This window comes from Thalassobium sp. R2A62 (assembly GCF_000161835.1).
Taxonomy (GTDB): domain Bacteria; phylum Pseudomonadota; class Alphaproteobacteria; order Rhodobacterales; family Rhodobacteraceae; genus Thalassobium.
In genome coordinates, this window is sequence record NZ_GG697169.2 from 1,758,377 (window position 1) to 1,776,910 (window position 18,534).

16 protein-coding genes and 1 pseudogene are annotated in these 18,534 nt (G+C 54.4%); 15 read left to right on the forward strand and 2 right to left on the reverse strand.

From position 1 onward, the window contains the following. The first annotated feature begins 55 nt into the window (after positions 1 to 55). The 7 genes and pseudogenes from dprA (at position 56) to TR2A62_RS08770 (ending at position 8,588) form a co-directional block, all read left to right on the forward strand. Positions 56 to 1,168 (forward strand): annotated as a pseudogene (gene dprA / locus TR2A62_RS08740) (DNA-processing protein DprA). Positions 1,169 to 1,285: 117 nt separating this feature from the next. Further along, positions 1,286 to 3,931, forward strand: a complete 2,646-nt coding sequence (gene topA / locus TR2A62_RS08745) for a type I DNA topoisomerase (protein ID WP_009157827.1) — start codon at positions 1,286 to 1,288, stop codon at positions 3,929 to 3,931. A gap of 119 nt (positions 3,932 to 4,050) precedes the next feature. Beyond that, positions 4,051 to 4,764 carry a CoA transferase subunit A gene (locus TR2A62_RS08750; RefSeq protein WP_009159575.1) on the forward strand — a complete coding sequence of 238 codons (714 nt, stop codon included), beginning with the start codon at positions 4,051 to 4,053 and terminating at the stop codon, positions 4,762 to 4,764. A 3-nt stretch (positions 4,765 to 4,767) separates the two neighbouring features. Then, positions 4,768 to 5,388 (forward strand): 3-oxoacid CoA-transferase subunit B, encoded by a 621-nt coding sequence (locus TR2A62_RS08755; RefSeq protein ID WP_009158096.1) that lies wholly within the window; start codon positions 4,768 to 4,770, stop codon positions 5,386 to 5,388. Positions 5,389 to 5,540: 152 nt separating this feature from the next. Further along, positions 5,541 to 6,548 carry a lysylphosphatidylglycerol synthase transmembrane domain-containing protein gene (locus TR2A62_RS08760; protein WP_009158887.1) on the forward strand — a complete coding sequence of 336 codons (1,008 nt, stop codon included), beginning with the start codon at positions 5,541 to 5,543 and terminating at the stop codon, positions 6,546 to 6,548. A gap of 1 nt (position 6,549) precedes the next feature. Continuing rightward, positions 6,550 to 7,851 carry an FAD-binding oxidoreductase gene (locus TR2A62_RS08765; RefSeq protein WP_009160214.1) on the forward strand — a complete coding sequence of 434 codons (1,302 nt, stop codon included), beginning with the start codon at positions 6,550 to 6,552 and terminating at the stop codon, positions 7,849 to 7,851. After that, entirely contained in the window at positions 7,851 to 8,588 is a 738-nt protein-coding gene (locus TR2A62_RS08770) for an SDR family NAD(P)-dependent oxidoreductase (RefSeq protein WP_009157315.1), read from the forward strand. The genes TR2A62_RS08765 and TR2A62_RS08770 overlap by 1 nt, the downstream gene beginning before the upstream one ends. A 62-nt stretch (positions 8,589 to 8,650) precedes the next feature. Here the strand turns inward: TR2A62_RS08770 and TR2A62_RS08775 are convergent, their stop codons facing one another. Further along, entirely contained in the window at positions 8,651 to 10,084 is a 1,434-nt protein-coding gene (locus TR2A62_RS08775; RefSeq protein ID WP_009157716.1) for a UbiA family prenyltransferase, read from the reverse strand. Position 10,085: 1 nt separating this feature from the next. Beyond that, positions 10,086 to 10,859, reverse strand: coding sequence for a lytic transglycosylase domain-containing protein (locus TR2A62_RS08780; protein WP_083791109.1), 774 nt, complete (start codon positions 10,857 to 10,859; stop codon positions 10,086 to 10,088). A 433-nt stretch (positions 10,860 to 11,292) separates the two neighbouring features. On the opposite strand from TR2A62_RS08780, the gene TR2A62_RS08785 reads away from it, so the two are divergent. From TR2A62_RS08785 to TR2A62_RS08825, 8 genes are all read left to right on the forward strand, one after another. Further along, positions 11,293 to 11,478: a Flp family type IVb pilin gene (locus TR2A62_RS08785; protein WP_009159270.1), complete on the forward strand. Its 186-nt coding sequence runs from the start codon at positions 11,293 to 11,295 to the stop codon at positions 11,476 to 11,478. Between the two features lie 77 nt (positions 11,479 to 11,555). After that, positions 11,556 to 11,741: a Flp family type IVb pilin gene (locus TR2A62_RS08790; RefSeq protein ID WP_009159270.1), complete on the forward strand. Its 186-nt coding sequence runs from the start codon at positions 11,556 to 11,558 to the stop codon at positions 11,739 to 11,741. Positions 11,742 to 12,158: 417 nt separating this feature from the next. Next, on the forward strand, positions 12,159 to 12,344 hold the full coding sequence (locus TR2A62_RS08800; RefSeq protein WP_009157310.1) for a hypothetical protein: 186 nt from the start codon (positions 12,159 to 12,161) through the stop codon (positions 12,342 to 12,344). A gap of 133 nt (positions 12,345 to 12,477) precedes the next feature. Then, complete coding sequence (gene cpaB, locus TR2A62_RS08805) at positions 12,478 to 13,326, forward strand: Flp pilus assembly protein CpaB (RefSeq protein ID WP_009158826.1); 849 nt, start codon at positions 12,478 to 12,480, stop codon at positions 13,324 to 13,326. A gap of 196 nt (positions 13,327 to 13,522) precedes the next feature. Beyond that, a complete protein-coding gene (locus TR2A62_RS08810) occupies positions 13,523 to 14,914 on the forward strand; it encodes a type II and III secretion system protein family protein (RefSeq protein ID WP_040821343.1) in 1,392 nt (463 codons plus the stop codon). A 21-nt stretch (positions 14,915 to 14,935) separates the two neighbouring features. Further along, positions 14,936 to 15,601, forward strand: a complete 666-nt coding sequence (locus TR2A62_RS08815) for an OmpA family protein (protein ID WP_040821345.1) — start codon at positions 14,936 to 14,938, stop codon at positions 15,599 to 15,601. Between the two features lie 223 nt (positions 15,602 to 15,824). Next, positions 15,825 to 17,072 carry an AAA family ATPase gene (locus TR2A62_RS08820; RefSeq protein ID WP_009160137.1) on the forward strand — a complete coding sequence of 416 codons (1,248 nt, stop codon included), beginning with the start codon at positions 15,825 to 15,827 and terminating at the stop codon, positions 17,070 to 17,072. Between the two features lie 11 nt (positions 17,073 to 17,083). Then, a complete protein-coding gene (locus tag TR2A62_RS08825) occupies positions 17,084 to 18,532 on the forward strand; it encodes a CpaF family protein (RefSeq protein ID WP_009157481.1) in 1,449 nt (482 codons plus the stop codon). Positions 18,533 to 18,534: the final 2 nt, after the last annotated feature.

Below are 18,534 nucleotides of genomic sequence, written 5' to 3' on the forward strand. Positions count from 1 at the left end.
TCATTCACCAGCGAAGCCTATACTTGGTTCTGCAACAAGACGGAGCGACGGATGACTGAAGACCAATACTCTTCCACTCCCACCCACCACGGAAGAAACCAGGTTCCAGTGGCTTGGTCTTTTGCGCTCGCGCCGCGTTGGTATTTCGACGTTTCGTCATCTGCTGGCTGAACATTGTTCGGCTTCAGCTGCACTAATTGCTCTTCCAGATGTTGCTAAATCCGCAGGGGTTCAGGACTATTCAATCTGCCCAGAGGGCTTGATTGTTGCAGAACTCAAGGCGGGTGCCGCAGCCGGTGCTGTTCTTCTGGCGCAGTCAGATCCCGATTACCCTCAGGCGCTACTCGATCTTTCCGATGGCCCTCCGCTTTTGTGGGTTATGGGGCGGCAGGATTTGCTCTATCAGCCCACCGTCGCAATTGTCGGCGCACGCAATGCGTCGTCGCTGGGATCACGTATGGCCAAAGGGTTGGCCACGGAATCGGGCGCTGACGGATATGTTGTCGTTTCGAGTTTGGCGAGAGGTGTCGATACTGCGGCACACAATGGCGCCCTGCAAACCGGAACCATTGCCGTAATGGCAGGCGGGGTGGACTGCATCTATCCATCTGAGAATACCGAATTGGCCCGCAAAATTGCCCAAAACGGTGTGCGCGTGTCTGAGCAACCCATTGGCGCTCAGCCCCAAGCACGACATTTTCCCAGCCGGAACTGAATCATTTCAGGCCTCGCGCAAACGGTCGTCATCGTCGAAGCCGCCGCCAAATCTGGCAGCCTGATCACTGCACGCAACGCGCTAGACCAAGGGCGCGATGTCTGCGCGGTTCGGGGGCACCCCTTTGATGCCTGCGCGAGTGGATGCAATATGCTGATCCGCGACGGCGCGACACTGGTGCGAAGTGGGGCAGACGTGCTCGAAACAATTCGGCCGGCTCCAACGCCACAACTTGAACTGCCACCACAATCAGAACCACGTAGGCTATCTGAGACTGCAGCTCTACATTCTGAAATCCTGAACCGTTTGGGCCCTTCGCCCTTGGCCGAGAATCAATTAATCCGTGATCTCAAATCAGCCGCTGCAATCGTCACGCCGGCACTCATCGATCTCGAACTTGAAGGCAAGATTACGCGCCAGTCGGGTGGCCTGATTGCGCTGTCTGTGCAGTAATTTTCCCCTCAAAGCTCTGGTCATTTTCAAGCAGATGTGAAACGCGCATTGACAATGCATCGGGTGCCACCACATCTTGCTCGACACCCAGACCTGTTTCGAACCGAGAGGAATTCCATGCCAGTTGTTGTTGTCGAATCGCCCGCTAAGGCCAAGACAATTAACCAATATTTGGGCTCGGACTATACTGTCCTCGCGTCGTACGGACACGTCCGTGACCTGCCGCCCAAAGATGGTTCGGTGGACACTGATGCCGATTTCGACATGAAATGGGAGATCGCAAGCGACAGCAAAAAGCACGTCAAAGCGATTGCGGACGCCCTAAAAGAAGACAACGAACTGATCCTCGCAACCGACCCTGACCGTGAAGGGGAAGCAATCAGCTGGCACCTCCAAGAGGCGTTGACGCTGCGCAAGTCGATCAAAAAAGACACCCCGGTTAGCCGAGTTGTCTTTAACGCAATCACCAAATCTGCGGTGACCGAAGCCATGAAAAACCCGCGCGCTGTCGACCAGCCGTTGGTCGACGCATATCTCGCGCGCCGCGCGCTCGATTATCTCGTTGGGTTCAACCTATCGCCGGTGTTGTGGCGCAAGCTGCCTGGGGCCAAATCCGCTGGACGGGTTCAGTCTGTCACACTGCGCATTTTGGTCGAACGCGAGATGGAGATCGAAGCTTTCCGCAATGTGGAATACTGGTCGGTCAAAGCTGCACTTGGGTCCGCGCGCGGCCAAGATTTTGAAGCGCGCCTCACCGTGTTAGGGGGCAAGAAGCTCGACAAATTTGATCTCCAGAACGAAACAGCCGCCGAGCTCGCCGTCCAAGCAATTCATTCGCGCGACATGACAGTCACGTCAGTTGAGGCCAAACCTGCGACCCGCAATCCATCTGCGCCATTTATGACGTCGACCCTCCAACAAGAGGCGAGCCGCAAATTTGGCATGGGTGCGCGTCAAACGATGAGCACCGCTCAGCGCCTATATGAGGCGGGTCACATTACATACATGCGGACCGACGGCATCGACATGGCACCAGAAGCCGTTCATGCCGCCCGCGACGCGATCACCAATAAGTTTGGCAAGGATTACGTGCCAGACAGCCCGCGGCTGTATAAAAACAAGGCCAAAAATGCCCAAGAGGCGCACGAGTGCATTCGTCCGACGGATCTCGCCAAAGACACTGAGAGCGCCAAGATTTCAGATGCAGATCAACGCAAGCTCTATGATCTGATCTACAAACGGACAATCTCGAGCCAAATGGCTGCAGCACGGCTTGAACGCACCACAGCCGAAATCGGCAGCGCCGATGGTCAGGTCGTTTTGCGTGCAACTGGCCAAGTCATGTTGTTCGACGGTTTCCTTAGAGTCTACGAAGAAGGTCGCGATGATGCGGTCGTCGACGATGACGACAAGCGGTTGCCGCAATTGTCCCAAGGCGAAAGCGTCGACAAAAAGTCGATCATGCCTGAACAACACTTCACGCAACCCCCGCCCCGCTATACCGAGGCCACGCTGGTCAAACGTATGGAAGAGCTCGGGATCGGACGCCCGTCCACCTATGCGTCGATCGTCACAACAATTCAGGACCGCGAATACGTCCGCAAAGAGAAAAACCGCCTGATCCCAGAGGACAAGGGCCGGCTTGTTACCGCGTTTCTTGAGAACTATTTCCGCAAATACATCGGATATGGCTTTACCGCAGATCTAGAGGGTCAGCTCGACGACGTTAGTGCCGGTGAGGCCGACTACAAAGATGTGCTTGGTCGTTTCTGGCGCGATTTTTCCGCGGCCATTGGTGAAACGTCCGAGCTGCGCATCACCGAAGTGTTGGAGAAGATCAACGAGGTTCTCGAGCCGCATCTTTTCCCACCTACGGAAGACGGCAGCGATCCACGTCTTTGCCCGAATTGTAACGAAGGCCGTTTGTCCATGCGTACTGCGCGGTCGGGCGGCGCCTTTATCGGCTGCTCGCGTTATCCCGACTGTCGCTATACGCGGGCCTTTGGCCCTCCTGGCACAGAACCAGAGAGCGCGATCCCACCAGAAGGTAAAATTCTGGGTGAAGATGCGGGCGACAAGATTTGGATCCACAAAGGTCGTTTTGGACCCTACGCCCAGCGCGGCGAGGTAACAGAAGACAACAAAAAGCCGCCACGCCAGTCTGTGCCTGCTGATTGGGCACCAGAGGACGTGACGCTAGAGACAGCCGTCAAGTTGCTGGCCTTGCCACGTGAATTGGGCCCACACCCCGAGGATGGCGTAACTGTTTGGGCCAACATCGGACGCTATGGCCCCTATCTGAAACATGCCGAGAGCACGTCTCACAAGGGCGGCACAAACGCCAACCTTGAAACGCTCGAGGACGTTTGGACGGTCGGTATGAACCGCGCTGTTCAATTGCTCGCCGAAAAAGTTGCGTCCCGTGGTGGACGTGGTGCTGCTGCGAAACCAATCCGCGAACTGGGTGAACACCCAGAGGCGGGTGGGCCTGTCAATATTATGGACGGCAAATACGGCATTTACGTCAAATGGGAAAAGATCAACGCGACAGTTCCCAAAGAGACCGAAGCCGATGCTGTTACGATGGAAATGGCCGTTGAGTTGATCAATGAACGGGCCGCCAAGTCAGGCAAGAAGAAGCCTGCGGCCAAGAAAAAGGCTGTTCCGAAAAAGAAAGCAGCAGCCAAGAAAAAACCTGCTGCAAAGAAGACAGTTGCGCCTAAGAAAAAGGCTACAGAAACGGGCGGTGACGTTCTGGAATAGAACGGCACCACCTCCGAATTGCAACCGGTTGCAAAAATGACTGCCGCAACGCAGCATTTTATTGACTCTCGTCTAGGTGATTGCGACAACTGCCGCAACGTCCAGCAGGAGAGACCTTGATGAAGAAGATTTACGGTTCTGCGACCGAGGCCTTAGACGGCTTGTTGCATGACGGCATGTTTATCGCCGCCGGCGGCTTTGGCTTGTGCGGCATCCCCGAGCTCTTGCTCGCCGCGATCAAAGAAGACGGTGCCAAAGATCTGACCTTTGCGTCAAACAACGCGGGCGTCGACGAGTTTGGCATTGGCATCCTGTTGCAGACGCGACAGGTCAAAAAGATGATCAGCAGCTACGTCGGAGAAAACGCAGAATTCATGCGCCAGTATTTGGCTGGCGAACTTGAATTGGAATTCAATCCACAGGGTACACTGGCCGAACGTATGCGGTCTGGCGGATGCGGCATCCCCGGCTTTTATACAAAGACAGGTGTTGGAACCGTGATTGCCGATGGCAAAGAACACAAAGACTTTCCAACCGGCCCGAACGGTGGACCTGAAACCTACATCTTGGAAAATGGTATCTTTGCTGACCTGTCGATCATCAAAGCTTGGAAAGCGGATGAAACCGGCAATCTGGTGTTCCGCAAGACAGCGCGCAACTTCAATCCCCCAGCCGCTATGTGCGGCAAGGTTTGTGTGGTTGAAGTCGAAGAGATCGTCCCAACAGGGAGCCTAGCTCCCGACGCGATCCACTTGCCTGGCATTTACGTGCACCGGATCATCCAAGGTGATCACGAAAAACGCATCGAACAACGCACAGTGCGGGAGGCCTAATCCATGTGGGATCGCAATCAAATGGCAGCACGCGCTGCCCAAGAGCTTGAAGACGGCACATACGTAAACCTTGGCATTGGCATTCCAACGTTGGTGGCAAATTACGTTGGCGACAAAGATATTACCCTGCAATCCGAAAACGGAATGCTGGGCATGGGCCCTTTCCCAACAGAAGACGCTATCGATGCCGACCTGATCAACGCAGGCAAGCAAACGATCACCGAATTGGACCGTACGGCCTATTTCGACAGCGCGACCAGCTTTGGCATGATCCGCGGTGGGAAAATCGCTGCCGCAATTCTGGGCGCGATGGAGGTTGCTGAAAACGGAGATCTGGCCAACTGGATGATCCCCGGAAAGCTGGTCAAAGGCATGGGCGGCGCGATGGACCTTGTCGCAGGCGTTGGCCGCGTGATTGTCGTGATGGACCACACCAACAAACATGGCGACAGCAAAGTTCTGCCCGAATGCACTCTCCCGCTGACGGGTAAGGGTGTCGTAGACCGCATCATCACCAACCTAGGCGTCTTGGACGTTGTTGAGGGTGGTTTAAAGATCGTCGAGACCGCCGACGGTGTCTCAGAAGACGAATTACGCGCCGCTACGACCGGTACAATCGTCTAGCACAGCTTCGCGTTGGCCTTTTATATTTAGGGCCAACGCCTTTCGTCGATTTGAGACACAGCACCCAAAAAAGCACTTTTGCTAATGTTTCGATTTTAGAAACAGCTTCATAAAATTGCCCTATTCTGTCTCTAAACCGTCAACGAATGACAATGAGCAGTGTAGATACCATGCCTATGGCACCCGAACGCCCCGCTGAATCCCGGCGCAAACGCGATGTAATCGTGTTGGTTGTCCTGTTTGGTTTTGTATTGGCAGGCCTAGTTGGTTTGGCCGCCGCAACCGGCTGGGAAGAAACTAAAATCCAACTGGCCAAGCTGGGTTGGGGGCAAATCAGTATCCTTCTCATGCTGTCTTTGGTGAATTATCTATTTCGCGCTGGTCGTTGGCACCTGTTCTCTCATCATCTGGGACTGAACACGACATGGGTGCAATCAGTGCGGCATTTCATCGGTGGATTTGCGATGTCCGTTACACCGGGGCGGGTCGGCGAACTCATCCGCATGCGTTGGATCGAGCGCGAGACAGGGTGGGCTTTTGTGCGCACAGCGCCACTGGTCCTCGTTGATCGCGCGTCTGATCTTGCTGCAATGGCTGTGCTATTGGCGATGGGCGTCACGCTCGGCGCTGGCGGTATTGCCTATGGTATACCAGTTGCAATCCTTGCTCTGACAGCCGCGTTCGTCGCGACACGTCCTGCGTTGCTAGAGAGTTTGGTCGAGATCGCCTATTCGCTAACAGGCCTATTTCCCCGCCTCATGGTGCGCATCCGGCGCGCGGTGTCGGCACTGGGTATTTTTTCAAAACCATCCGTATTGTTGCCAGCCTTTGCGCTCGGCATGATTGGTTGGTTCGCCGAGGGTTACGCCTTTCATCTCTTGCTTGTTTGGATGGGCGCAGACATCGGGTTGTGGATGGCCATGGCAATCTTCATCTTTTCGACTGTTGCTGGCGGCCTGACAGGTGCACCGGGCGGCGTTGGTGGGGCCGAAGCCGCTATGGTAGCTCTGCTTAGTCTAGAAGGTATCCCTCTTGAGGTTTCTCTTCCTGCAACGGCCGTGATCCGCATCACGACGCTATGGTTTGCAATTCTACTAGGGCTCGCCGTTTTCCCAATGGCTGAGCGGCTTTCTCTCACTCATTCGCATTCAAAGGACTGACATGCGCTGGAATCCAATGACATACACTGGCTGGGGCCGGGCTTTGATCGCGACAGGCGATGTGGCACGCCCCGAACGCAAAGCGGCCCTGGCAGAGGCCAGCAAACTGGCCCCTGCCGTGGGCAACAAACGCAGCTATGGCGACGCCTGCCTTAACGATGGCGGCAAGGTTGTCGATATGACGCGACTGGATCGCGTGATGTCCTATGACGACGCAACCGGCATTGTTGAGGTTGAGGCCGGACTTGCTGTTGGCGATTTGGCCCGCCTGTTTGGCAACAAAGGGTGGTTGCCTGCGGTCATGCCCGGCACTGGCTTTGCCACGATTGGCGGCTGCATTGCGATGGACGTACACGGCAAAAACCACCACGAGGCCGGATCATTTGGCGAGCATGTCCTTGAAATCACGCTGATCCAAAATGGCAAAACACGCAAAGTCACACCCAAAGACACCGCGTTGTTTAAAGCAACAGTTGGCGGTCTAGGTCAGACAGGCATTATCGCCGCGGCCAAGCTGCAAATGCTCGCCTGCAAGGGCGACGTTATAATGGTGACGGAACGGCGCGCCGAAGGTTGGGACGAATTTATCGCCCTGCTCGACGCATCAGAGGCATCCTATTCGGTAGGTTGGATCGACGCGACCGCGCGCAGCAACGACCTAGGGCGCGGGATTCTTGAAGAGGCCGAAACAGGCGCAGGTCTAATCCCGGCGCCCAAGAAATCTAAGACAGTCCCATTCAACGCCCCGCACTTTGCGCTATCCAAGCCAATCGTGCGGATGTTCAACAAAGCCTACTATAACCGCGTGCCGTCATCTGGTCGCACGTCGGTCAAACCAATTTCCGAGTTCTTCTTCCCGCTGGATAAAATCCACGATTGGAACAAGCTCTATGGCAAACGTGGCTTTCACCAATTCCAGTGCGTCGTACCGATCGCCAGCGCGGATGCTCTGCGCGATATGTTGGAGTTGATCGCAGACAGCGGATTGGCCTCACCTCTTGCGGTTCTCAAACGGATGGGCTCGGGACGCGCAGGACATATGTCTTTCCCAATGGAAGGCTACACGCTGGCCATCGATTTCCCCAATCGCGCAGCCGCACGCCATTTGATCGGCCGGCTCGAAGAAATGACCGAAGACGCAGGCGGACGGCTGTATCTAGCTAAAGATGCGTTGGCCAAGCCCAAGCGGATGCACGCGATGTATCCAGAATTAAAAGACTGGCAAAAGGCTGTGGCAAAAGCAGACCCCGAGGGTGTCTTGACCACTGACCTGATCCGCCGACTGAACTTGAGGGACGTATAATGAGCGATACTTGGATTATTCTCGGGGCAACGTCCTCGATCGCGCGCGCCTTTGCACGAGAGATTTCAGCGACTGGCGCAGGGGTCGTCCTCGCAGGGCGTGACATGGCCGATCTGGCCGCGACAGAGGCAGACTGCCTCGCACGTGGCGCGGCCTATGCCAAATCGATGGCTTTTGATGCGCGGGACACGACCAGCTTTGATGCGATCCTTGATTTTGTTGGAGGACAGGCTGGCATGCTTAACGCCACTGTCTTTGTCGGTTCTATGCCCGACCAATCTGAAATCGACTCAGACCCGTCAATGATAGCGGGTGTTGTCACAGACAGCTTTACCGGTCCGGCCAATTTCCTCCAGCGTCTCGCCCCTATGATGGAAGAGCGCGGCGGCGGTGCTGTCGTTGGTGTCGGTTCTGTCGCTGGCGACCGCGGTCGTCTCGGCAACTATGTCTACGGCGCGGCCAAGGCAGGTTTTGCGACGTACCTCAGCGGGCTTCGCAACCGTTTAGGCCGTGAAGGCGTACATGTCATGACAGTGAAACCGGGTCCGGTGGATACTGCGATGACATGGGGATTGGATTCGATGCCGTTCATGACCACACCGGATGGGGCAGTAGCCGATATCCTCAAAGGTCTGCGCAAAAAGCGTAACGTGATCTACACCGCTGGGATTTGGCGACTTGTGATGTTTGTGATCCGCTCAGTGCCCGAACCCATCTTCAAGAAACTGTCGATCTGACATTCAAGACATCAAGAAAAAAGGGCCGCCGATGATTTCATCTGGCGGCCCTTTCATTTTGTTCAGAACCCAAACCATTGTTGCCAAAGGCCTGCCGCGTAGAACATCAAAGACAGGGTCATCAGAATGATCCCCACGCCCATCTTGTCCTTCATCGCAAAAACAATCGGATCGTAATCCTGCTTGCCTTCGTAGCCCAACTTGACCATTCGGATCAGCCAAATCGCCAGTGGGACAAGCGCGACCCACAACAACCAGCGCGATGGATAGAGCGCCTGTGATTGTTCGCTAAAGCTGTAGAGAAAGAACATCAGCAGCGCGCCAAAGGTTCCGATGCCTGCAACATTCAACAGATCGCTGCGGTCTGTGCGGCCATATCCGCGGCCAGGCAGACGTTCGTCCGAGGTCGCCAACGTCAGTTCGGTCAGACGTTTGACACAACCCAGCGCGATAAAGACCGGAAAGATAAAGACCAGCATAAAGACCGACGCCTCTACACCGCTGGCCGCCGCCCCTGCAACCACGCGCAGGGTATAAAGCGAGGCGAGGCAGGCGATATCGACCCAGCGCATCCGTTTAAGTTTGAGCGAATAGGCCAGAGACAATGTCATATACACTATAATGACACCCAAAAAAGGACCACCTAACAATGCGCCGAGCCCTAGCGCGATAACCGCAAGAACCGCGCAGGTGATCATTCCAACGACGATTGGCACAGCGCCACTGGCAAAGGGTCGTCGGCATTTTGTTGGATGCAGACGGTCAGCTTCGAGGTCCAGCAGGTCGTTGACGATATAGATCGTCGAGGCCGCAGCCGAAAAAGCAACGATGCCCAACAGAACCAAGAGCAATGTGCTCATAGTAAAGTCATGGGCGGCCAGAACGGGAAGGAACAGGAGCACGTTCTTGACGTATTGATGTGGGCGCAATGCCCGAATGAGATCTCGGGGTGTCCAGCCGGCATCGATTTCAACCAACTCGCGCCCCTGCCCCTTTAGTTTAGAGGCCGAACCGGCATCTCCAACAACAACGGGCATCGCGGAATCCGTCCAGATAGGCATGTCTGTCGGCTCGTTACCGGCATAGTCATACCCGCCTTGACCGTAGGCGTCGTTCAATGCCCCCGCTTTGGCAGCACCTTTGAGGTTTTTCTCAGGCGTCGACGCAAAAACGCGGTCACTGAGACCGTGATCCGCTGCCAGTCGCGAGACTTGGCTAATATCAGAGGCACTGGCGAGCACCACGTCACGGCCATCTGCCTTGGCCGTTTCCGCCAGTGCTTTGACATCTTCATTCACCGGCAACAGATCAGTGCGGATCTCAGCAATCTCTGCCAACTTTGATTTTAGAACTGCAGGTTGGCGGAAATTCTGTGCTACCGTTTTCAGGGTCGCGATCGGATCACGTCCGAGACCAGCCCAAAAACATTCAAACAACATGTCGGTCTTTAGAAAGGTGCCATCGACATCCAGCACCAGCGGTCGGTTATCAGACACGCTATCCTCCGTTTACAGCAAAGACGCAGCCATCGGTGGCCACTTCAGGTGGGGTCACGCAAAGCCCCCGGGCCACGATCCAAGCCGCGAGCACCTTGGGCACGTAATTTCGGGCCTCTTTATAAGGGGGCACGCCTTCGTTGCGTTTCACAGCGTTTTCACCAGCGTTGTACGAGGCAAGGACCATGACCACATCGTTGCTGAACTCTTGCATCAACCAATCAAGATACGCGACGCCACCTTTGATGTTTTCGGAGGGATCGGCGCGGTTGGTCACACCAAAACGCTCGGCTGTGGCTGGCATCAGCTGCATCAGACCTTGGGCGCCGGCACTACTGGTAACTTCGGCCCGCCCCGCGCTCTCGATGGCGATGACAGATAGAACCAAAGCCGGAGAAACGCGCGTGCCGATCGTTTCCTTTAGAATATCGATGCCGTGCGCTTTTGCGATGTCCTGCATCGTTTGTAGTCGCGGCGTCGGGACAGTTTTGCCGCCAGGTGCCGCAGAGATATAGTCGATAGCCTGTTGCAGACTACCCGGCCCGCTCTGATCAATTTCTGGCGACACACCGTCCCAGAACCATGCCAATTCGGCAGGCGCCTGAGCTGCAGGTGCCGCAGCAGACGCCCCACTAGACCGACTAGACGAAGATCCAGCTCGTGATGGTGCAGCCGGGCTAGACGGTGCGGAAGGCGAGACCTGTACGGTGATGCGGCGAGTCACTCCAGATTTCGGCGGTGTTACTCGACGAAACGTAAAATCTTGCTGGGCCATAACTGGAAAAGCGTCAAAAGACGCCAAGCCGACCCCAAGAGCCAGCACTGTTATATATGGATACCGCCAATTCATGGCCGAGACTGCCCTGCCCCGATTATTGTTTTAGGCACTATCGCAAATTGAAGGGACTAACTCCAGCATTTTGGAAAAAATCTGCAATTGAGACCTCGGATTAAGCCCCATTCCAGTACGAAGCTCAAATAGTTTAAGAAGAAGTTACTTTTTATATTGTTTATATTCAGTGACTTATAGGAATTTCATTCATTTTTAAGAGTTGCTCGAAAATTGCACGAATGCCGCCCAAGTCTCGCCCCAATCCGACGCAATAACATGTTCATCCAAGACGGGGAGCGGGCCAATAAGAGGCCGGTCCGCAATGATCCGACAAGGTAGTAACAATCTGAGCGAACATCCTTTGGAGGGACATCAAATGCTTAACTTTATCAAGAACTTTAAGAACGACGAAGACGGTGCAGTAACAGTTGACTGGGTTGTTTTGACAGCAGCCATCGTTGGCCTGGGCATCGCAGTTCTGACATCTGTATCCGGCGGCACAACTTCGCTGGCTGACAAGATCTCGGGCGAGCTCGCAACAATGACAGTCGCAACTTATTAATCGTTGCCCTTTGATTTGACCCGATCCGGGTCGTACTTTTCGACCTAATACGGGTCACATCACTACGGAGAATTCCAATGCTTAACTTTATCAAAAACTTCAAGAACGACGAAGACGGCGCAGTCACAGTAGACTGGGTTGTTTTGACAGCGGCCATCGTTGGCCTCGGCATCGCCGTTCTGACATCTGTATCCGGCGGCACAACTTCGCTGGCTGACAAGATCTCTGGCGAGCTCGCAACAATGACTGTTGCAACTTACTAAGATATTTCGATTTTAAGCAGAGGGCCGCGCTTGCAAAAAGCGCGGCCTTTTGTCGTTTTGCAACCGCACTTCTCTATCGCGATCAAACCATTGTCATTTCGCAATCTGACCACATTCAATCGCCAATTCTATGGCGGGAATGATGGAGAAATAAATGATTATCGAGATACCCAACTCTGCTCGAAAGAAAGCACCAATTATTACACTAGACTGGATTGTTTTTGGCACAGGCGTCGTCGCCGTAATTGCCGCAGCGTTTGCTCTTATGAACGCGACCCCAATCACCTTGGTGATAAATTGAAAACCACAAAAATTGACCACAGATCAACCCGTTTTTCGACACAAACCATGGGCATGGTGAATGGGTAGGATCACTAGTCGTTTGGATAGGGCGGTACACTCAAAGGAGACGCAGAAATGCGCAATTTTATTTTGAACTTTGTCACCCAGGAAGACGGTGCAGTCACCGTTGATTGGGTTGTTTTGACAGCAGCCATTATTGGACTTGGTCTGGCAGTGATTGCTGTCATCGCAGGTGGCGCATTGGATCACTCGGCTGGCGTCGGTGCTTATCTCAGCGCGCAAGACGTCAAAACATACTAAACAACTTGGCATCAAACTAGATCCGAGATCACAACTTGGACGTTTGAACGCCATTTTAGGGCCACATTTTTAATGCAGGTCAACAACTGGTGCCCAAAGTGGCCCCACGCAAATGAGGCGAAAGGAACTTAAAATGAGAGCGGTGTTTGGACTTGTTCTTGTCCTTGGCGTAGCGTTGGCAGGTTTTGCTGTCTACATGGCCAAAGGATACATTTCGGATAACCAGCTGCGGCTGGCCCAAGCCGAGGCCGCTCGCGCGGCCATGGTACCCACGGTAGATATCTTTGCGGCCAAGAATCCGCTCGTCTACGGGCAGATGCTGACCATCGAAGATGTTCACCACATTAGATATCCCGAAGCATCTCTTCCCCCCGGCGCATTCCGCACCATTGAAGAGCTGTTCCCAAACGGTGACGAAAAACTGCGGGTTGTCCTGCGACCAATCGAGCCGAACGAAGTTATTTTGCCCGTCAAAGTCACCAGCCCTGGGGAAGATGCCGGTTTGACCCAACGTCTGGCCCAAGGCATGCGTGCCTTTGCAATCCGCGTTGACGTCTCTTCTGGGGTGTCGGGTTTTGTCCGTCCCGGCGACCGTGTCGACGTCTATTGGTCCGGTGTTGCGAATGTCGGTCAGCGCCGTCAGGATCTGACACGCTTGATCCAAAGCAGCGTCAAAATCATCGCAATTGACCAATCGGCCGATGGAAACCAGTCCGAGGCGCGCATTGCACGCACCGTGACAGTAGAAGTCAGCCAAGTCGAAGTTGCCGCCCTTGCCCAAGCACAGGCTACCGGCAATCTGTCGCTTGCGCTGGTCGGCTATGGTGACAACACTGATGTTGGAATAGTCGAGATCGACACCCAAGAATTGCTGGGCATTGAAGAAGAAGAAGTGGTTCAAGCCCAAGAACAGCGCGTCTGCACAATCCGCACACGCAAGGGCGCAGAAGTGATCGAAATTCCGATCCCTTGCACCAACTAAACGTTGGCTCCAAACACAGCCAAAGGTCGTTCTGTTATGCAGAGCGGCCTTTTCCATTTCGGCCCTGTTGCGAGTTATCCACATAAACAGCGACGCTCAATCCATTGATTCTTGCAATAAAAAATAAAATGGCGCATGTTGAAAAATGATCGTGGGCAAAAAGATCCACTCGGGCGTGATCACAGAGGCAGGTCACATGACATATGATAGGTTTATGAAAGCAGCCCTTATGGGGTTGTTTGTTGCAACATCTAGCGTTCCAGCAGCTGTGTCTGCAGAAACGCTACGGGTTATGCGTGGGGCACCGTCCAGCGCACTGAATGTCCCGATGAACCGCGCGGTTGTGGTAGAAAGCGACGTTCCTTTTGCGGAGCTGAGCATCGCCAACCCTGGCATCGCCGACATCTCTACCCTCTCAGATCGAACGATTTATGTTCTGGGAAAATTGCCTGGTCGCACCACTTTGACCCTGCTGGGGCCAGATGGTCGCTTGATCACGAACGTCGACGTGCATGTCACACCTGACATCGCAGAGTTCAAAGAGCGTTTGTCCCAAATTCTTCCCGGTGAAAACATCGAGGTTCGTACAGCCAACGACGGTATCGTGCTCTCGGGTGTTGTTTCCAGCTCTGCGCGCCTGACGCGCGCTCTGGATCTCGCCGAACGGTATGCACCGGATCGTGTGTCAAACTTGATGAGCGTCGGCGGCACCCAACAGGTTATGTTGCGCGTTCGTTTCGCTGAAATGCAGCGCAGCGTACGCAAATCGCTTTCATCCTCGGTGAATATCTTTGGCACCGGCTTTTCGACAGCAGCAGGTAACATCAATGGTGTTCAAGCGGCTGGAGGCGGCATCACAACAGACGCAACCGGCGCTGCATTCTTTGGCATCGACGCGGGCGACATTCAATTCAACGTTCTTTTGGAAGCTTTGGAAAGCAAGGGCGTCGTTCGCACCTTGGCTGAGCCAAACCTGACCGCACTTAGCGGGCAAGAGGCCCATTTCCTAGCCGGCGGTGAATATCCAGTGCCCGTTGCCCAAGAGGGCGGCACAACAACCGTTGAATACAAAGATTTCGGCGTAGAACTGACGTTCTTGCCCGTTGTTGTTGATCAGGACCTGATCAATTTGACATTGAAGGCGTCTGTCAGCTCGATCGACACCACAAATGGTGTCCAAGTCGGCAGTGACTTTACAATCGCTGCCTTCCGGACGCGTGAGACGTCAACTACCGTTGAAATGCGTGACGGCGAAAGCTTTGCGATCGCAGGTCTGTTGCAAGATGACTTTACCGACCTGAACGGTCAGGTGCCGTGGCTGGGCGATGTCCCTGTATTGGGTGCCCTATTCCGCAGTGCGGAATACAACCGCAGCCAATCTGAATTGGTCATTATCGTAACACCACATCTGGTCACACCGACCCGCGGTGAAGCACTTGCTTTGCCGACGGACCGTGTTCGTCCACCCACCGAACGGGATCTATTCCTCTTCGGTCGCGTCGCCGCTTCTGATGCACCGCAATCCGGTGCTGCAGGAGAAGTTGCAAAACAAGACTTTAGCGGGTCTTATGGATATGTAATGGACTAAGCGATGATGGGTCGGGGCAGCATGAAATTTGTTCTTCTTTCAGCAACAGCAATTGCGTTGATCGCCTGCTCTGGCGGCGATCGCCGTGCTGCAGCAGCATCTGTGGGTCGCGAGGCTGGGTCATTCATTGATAATGGTGATTTTGGCAACTCGACTATGAACAACACGCTGATCCAGTCGGGTCAGCGCGTCTACACCATCAATCTAGGCCGTCGCTTTACTCAGGAAGTGTCGCCATCAGTGACTTTCCCATTCAATTCCAATGCTTTAGACGAAAACGCCCGCGCCGTTCTACGGCAGCAGGCGGATTGGATCCGTCAGTTCCCAGAAGTCCGGTTCAAGGTCTACGGTCACACCGATCTGGTCGGTGGCACCGCTTATAACCGTCAGTTGGGTCTGCGCCGCGCGCAAGCCGTCGTTATTTACCTGACAAGCCAGGGCATCAGCCGTTCGCGGCTCGAGGCTGTTGCGTCGTTTGGCGAAACACGCCCTGTTATTCAGACAAATGGTCAAGAGCGTCGCAATCGTCGCACTGTGACCGAAGTTTCTGGTTTCGTTGACAGCCATCCTTCGGTTCTCGACGGCCAGTACGCCGAGATTATTCACCGTGGGTATGTCGCGTCGGGCACCGCCCCATCGCAGATTATTTCCGCAACCAAGGTGAATTCGGCAGGTGGCGAAGAGTAAACGATCCACCTGTTTCGCGTATGAGTGTGCACAGATACCGCACAATCGAAGCAATTTCGTCCCATTCCTGCCCTAGTTCAACGCCATACCATACCCAAAGGGATAGGTTCGCCTGATGGGAATCGGGCGGGGCTTCGGTAGGGCACAGCCTGAGAACCACGAGCAGACGGTTCCTCGCTGACACAAACTCTGCCGACGCCTTTTCAATAAAGGACGTGAGGCAATGACGAGCACAGCAGTTTTACAACCCGAACCCCAACCGATCGTGGCATGCACGATTTCGCGGGATGTTCAAAACTTTGATCTGTTGATCGAAGACATGGAGGGCGTTCTTGGCGAGAGCTGGGGCGATCTATCCTTTGCCGACGCCTTGCCGTTCTTTGAACAGGCCGACGCGGCCCATTTAGAATTTGTGGCGATTGCGATCAATGATGAGGACGAAACTCACCTCACTTTGATCGGCGATATCATCACAACCGCCAAAGACAAAGGGATCAAGATCATCTTGATCGCCGAAGATACAACTCCAGCTGCCTTGCACAGTTTGCTGCGGATGGGTGCGGATGAATTCATCCCATACCCGCTGCCAGAGAACGAACTCGGGGCCGCGATTGAACGTATTCAAACCCCGCCCCCGGCACCCGTTGCTGAGGTTCCTGCCGAAATGCAGTCGAACCTTAAGGCTGTGAACGACCGCAATGGCGTCGTTCTTGCGGTGCATGGAATGGCTGGTGGTACAGGCGCGACGACCCTTGCGATCAACCTCGCATGGGAACTGGTGACCGTAGAAAAGGACAAGACACCCCGCGTTTGCATTCTCGACTTTGATTTGCAGTGCGGCAATGTCTCGACCTATCTCGATCTCGACCGCCGCGAAGCGGTCTACGAACTGTTGTCAGACACTGAATCCATGGACAGCGATGCGTTCATGCAGACGCTTCTCGCCTATAACGAAAAGCTTCATGTCTTTACGGCGCCGTCCGATATGCTGCCACTGGATCTGGTTGAACCAGAAGACATCCAACGACTGATCGGGTTCGCCGCAAGCAACTTTGACTATGTGATCGTCGACATGCCGTCGACTGTGGTCGCATGGACCGAAACCGTTCTGCAGTCCGCACATGTCTATTTCGCGACGCTCGAATTGGAAATGCGGTCTGCGCAAAACACCCAGCGGCTCAAGCGGTTGTTACAAAGTGAGGATCTTCCGTTCGAGAAAATCCGCTTTGTCCTGAACCGCGCGCCCAAGTTTATCGATTTGAACGGCAAGAGCCGGATCAAACGTTTGGCAGAAAGCCTCGGGATTTCGATCGAATTGCTCATGCCAGACGGCGGCAAAGCTGTAGTGCAAAACGCTGACAATGGTCTCGCGATGGCCCACGGTCTCGCCAAGAGCCCACTACGTAAAGAAATCATCAAATTGGCCAAATCCGTTCACGAGCTGAACGACGATGCGGCTGTGGGAAGTTAAGGGGCTAAACGATGTTCTCAAAATACAAAAAATCCGATGCGGCATCTGGCCCAACAGCGGCACAAGTGGCTGCCGCCAAAGCAATTGCTGACGCCCCTGCCCCAGACAAAAAACGTCAATCGTTGATGAAGGTCAAGCCAGAGAGCGCTCCGGCCCAAGCGGCCCCGATGGACAAAGAGAAAAAGCGCAAAGAGCGACTGGGCGACATTAAACTCGAGCTGCACAAAGCGCTGCTCGACAACCTCAACCTCTCGGCTCTTGAGAATGCGTCCGAAAACGAACTTCGTCAGGAAATTCAGGCGATTGCGACTGAATCCCTCGAGGAAATGGGCATTGTCCTGAACCGCGAAGAACGCACGGCTCTGCACCAGGACCTGTTCTTCGAAGTCACCGGCCTTGGCCCGCTCGAGACGTTGCTGAAAGACGAGAGCGTCAACGATATTCTGGTCAACGGGCCTCAGCAGATCTTTGTTGAGCGTTCAGGCAAGCTGGAACTCACAGACGTCACATTCAAAGACGAAAAGCACCTGCTGAGGATCATCGACAAAATCGTCTCTGCCGTGGGTCGTCGTGTTGACGAATCCAATCCCTATGTGGACGCCCGTTTGGCAGATGGTTCACGTTTCAACGCCATGGTTCCCCCAGTAGCGGTAGACGGCAGCCTTGTTTCCATTCGTAAGTTCAAAAAGGACAAGCTGAGCATTGATGACCTGGTGAACTTTGGCGCGTTTACCGAAGAGATGGCCGCCTATTTGCAGGCTGCTGTTGCGACACGTCTGAACGTGATCGTATCCGGTGGTACGGGTTCTGGTAAAACAACAACGCTCAACGCTCTGTCATCGTTCATCGACAACAACGAACGTATCCTGACAATCGAGGATACTGCGGAACTTCAGCTGCAACAGACGCACGTTGGCCGGATGGAAAGCCGCCCACCGAACGTCGAAGGCAAAGGCGAAGTTTCACCTCGCGATTGTTTGAAGAACGCTTTGCGTATGCGTCCGGACCGGATCATCGTTGGTGAAACGCGTGGCGAAGAAGTTATCGACATGCTTCAGGCGATGAACACGGGTCACGACGGATCAATGACTACGATCCACGCCAACAGTGCGCGTGACGGTGTATCGCGTCTGGAAAACATGATTGCGATGGCCGGTATCGAAATGCCGCTCAAGGCTGTTCGTAGCCAGATTTCATCTGCTGTGAACCTAATCGTTCAGGCCTCCCGTCTTCAGGACGGTTCACGCCGCATGACCTCGATCACGGAAATCACCGGCATGGAAGGTGACGTCATCTCGATGCAAGAGGTGTTCCGCTATCAGCGTGTCGGCCTGACACCCGAAAACAAGATCATCGGCCACTTTACGGCCACTGGCGTGCGGTCGCACTTTTCCGAACGCTTCAAGATGTGGGGCTATGATTTGCCCGCATCGATCTTTGAACCAATGGTTGCGGAGTAACC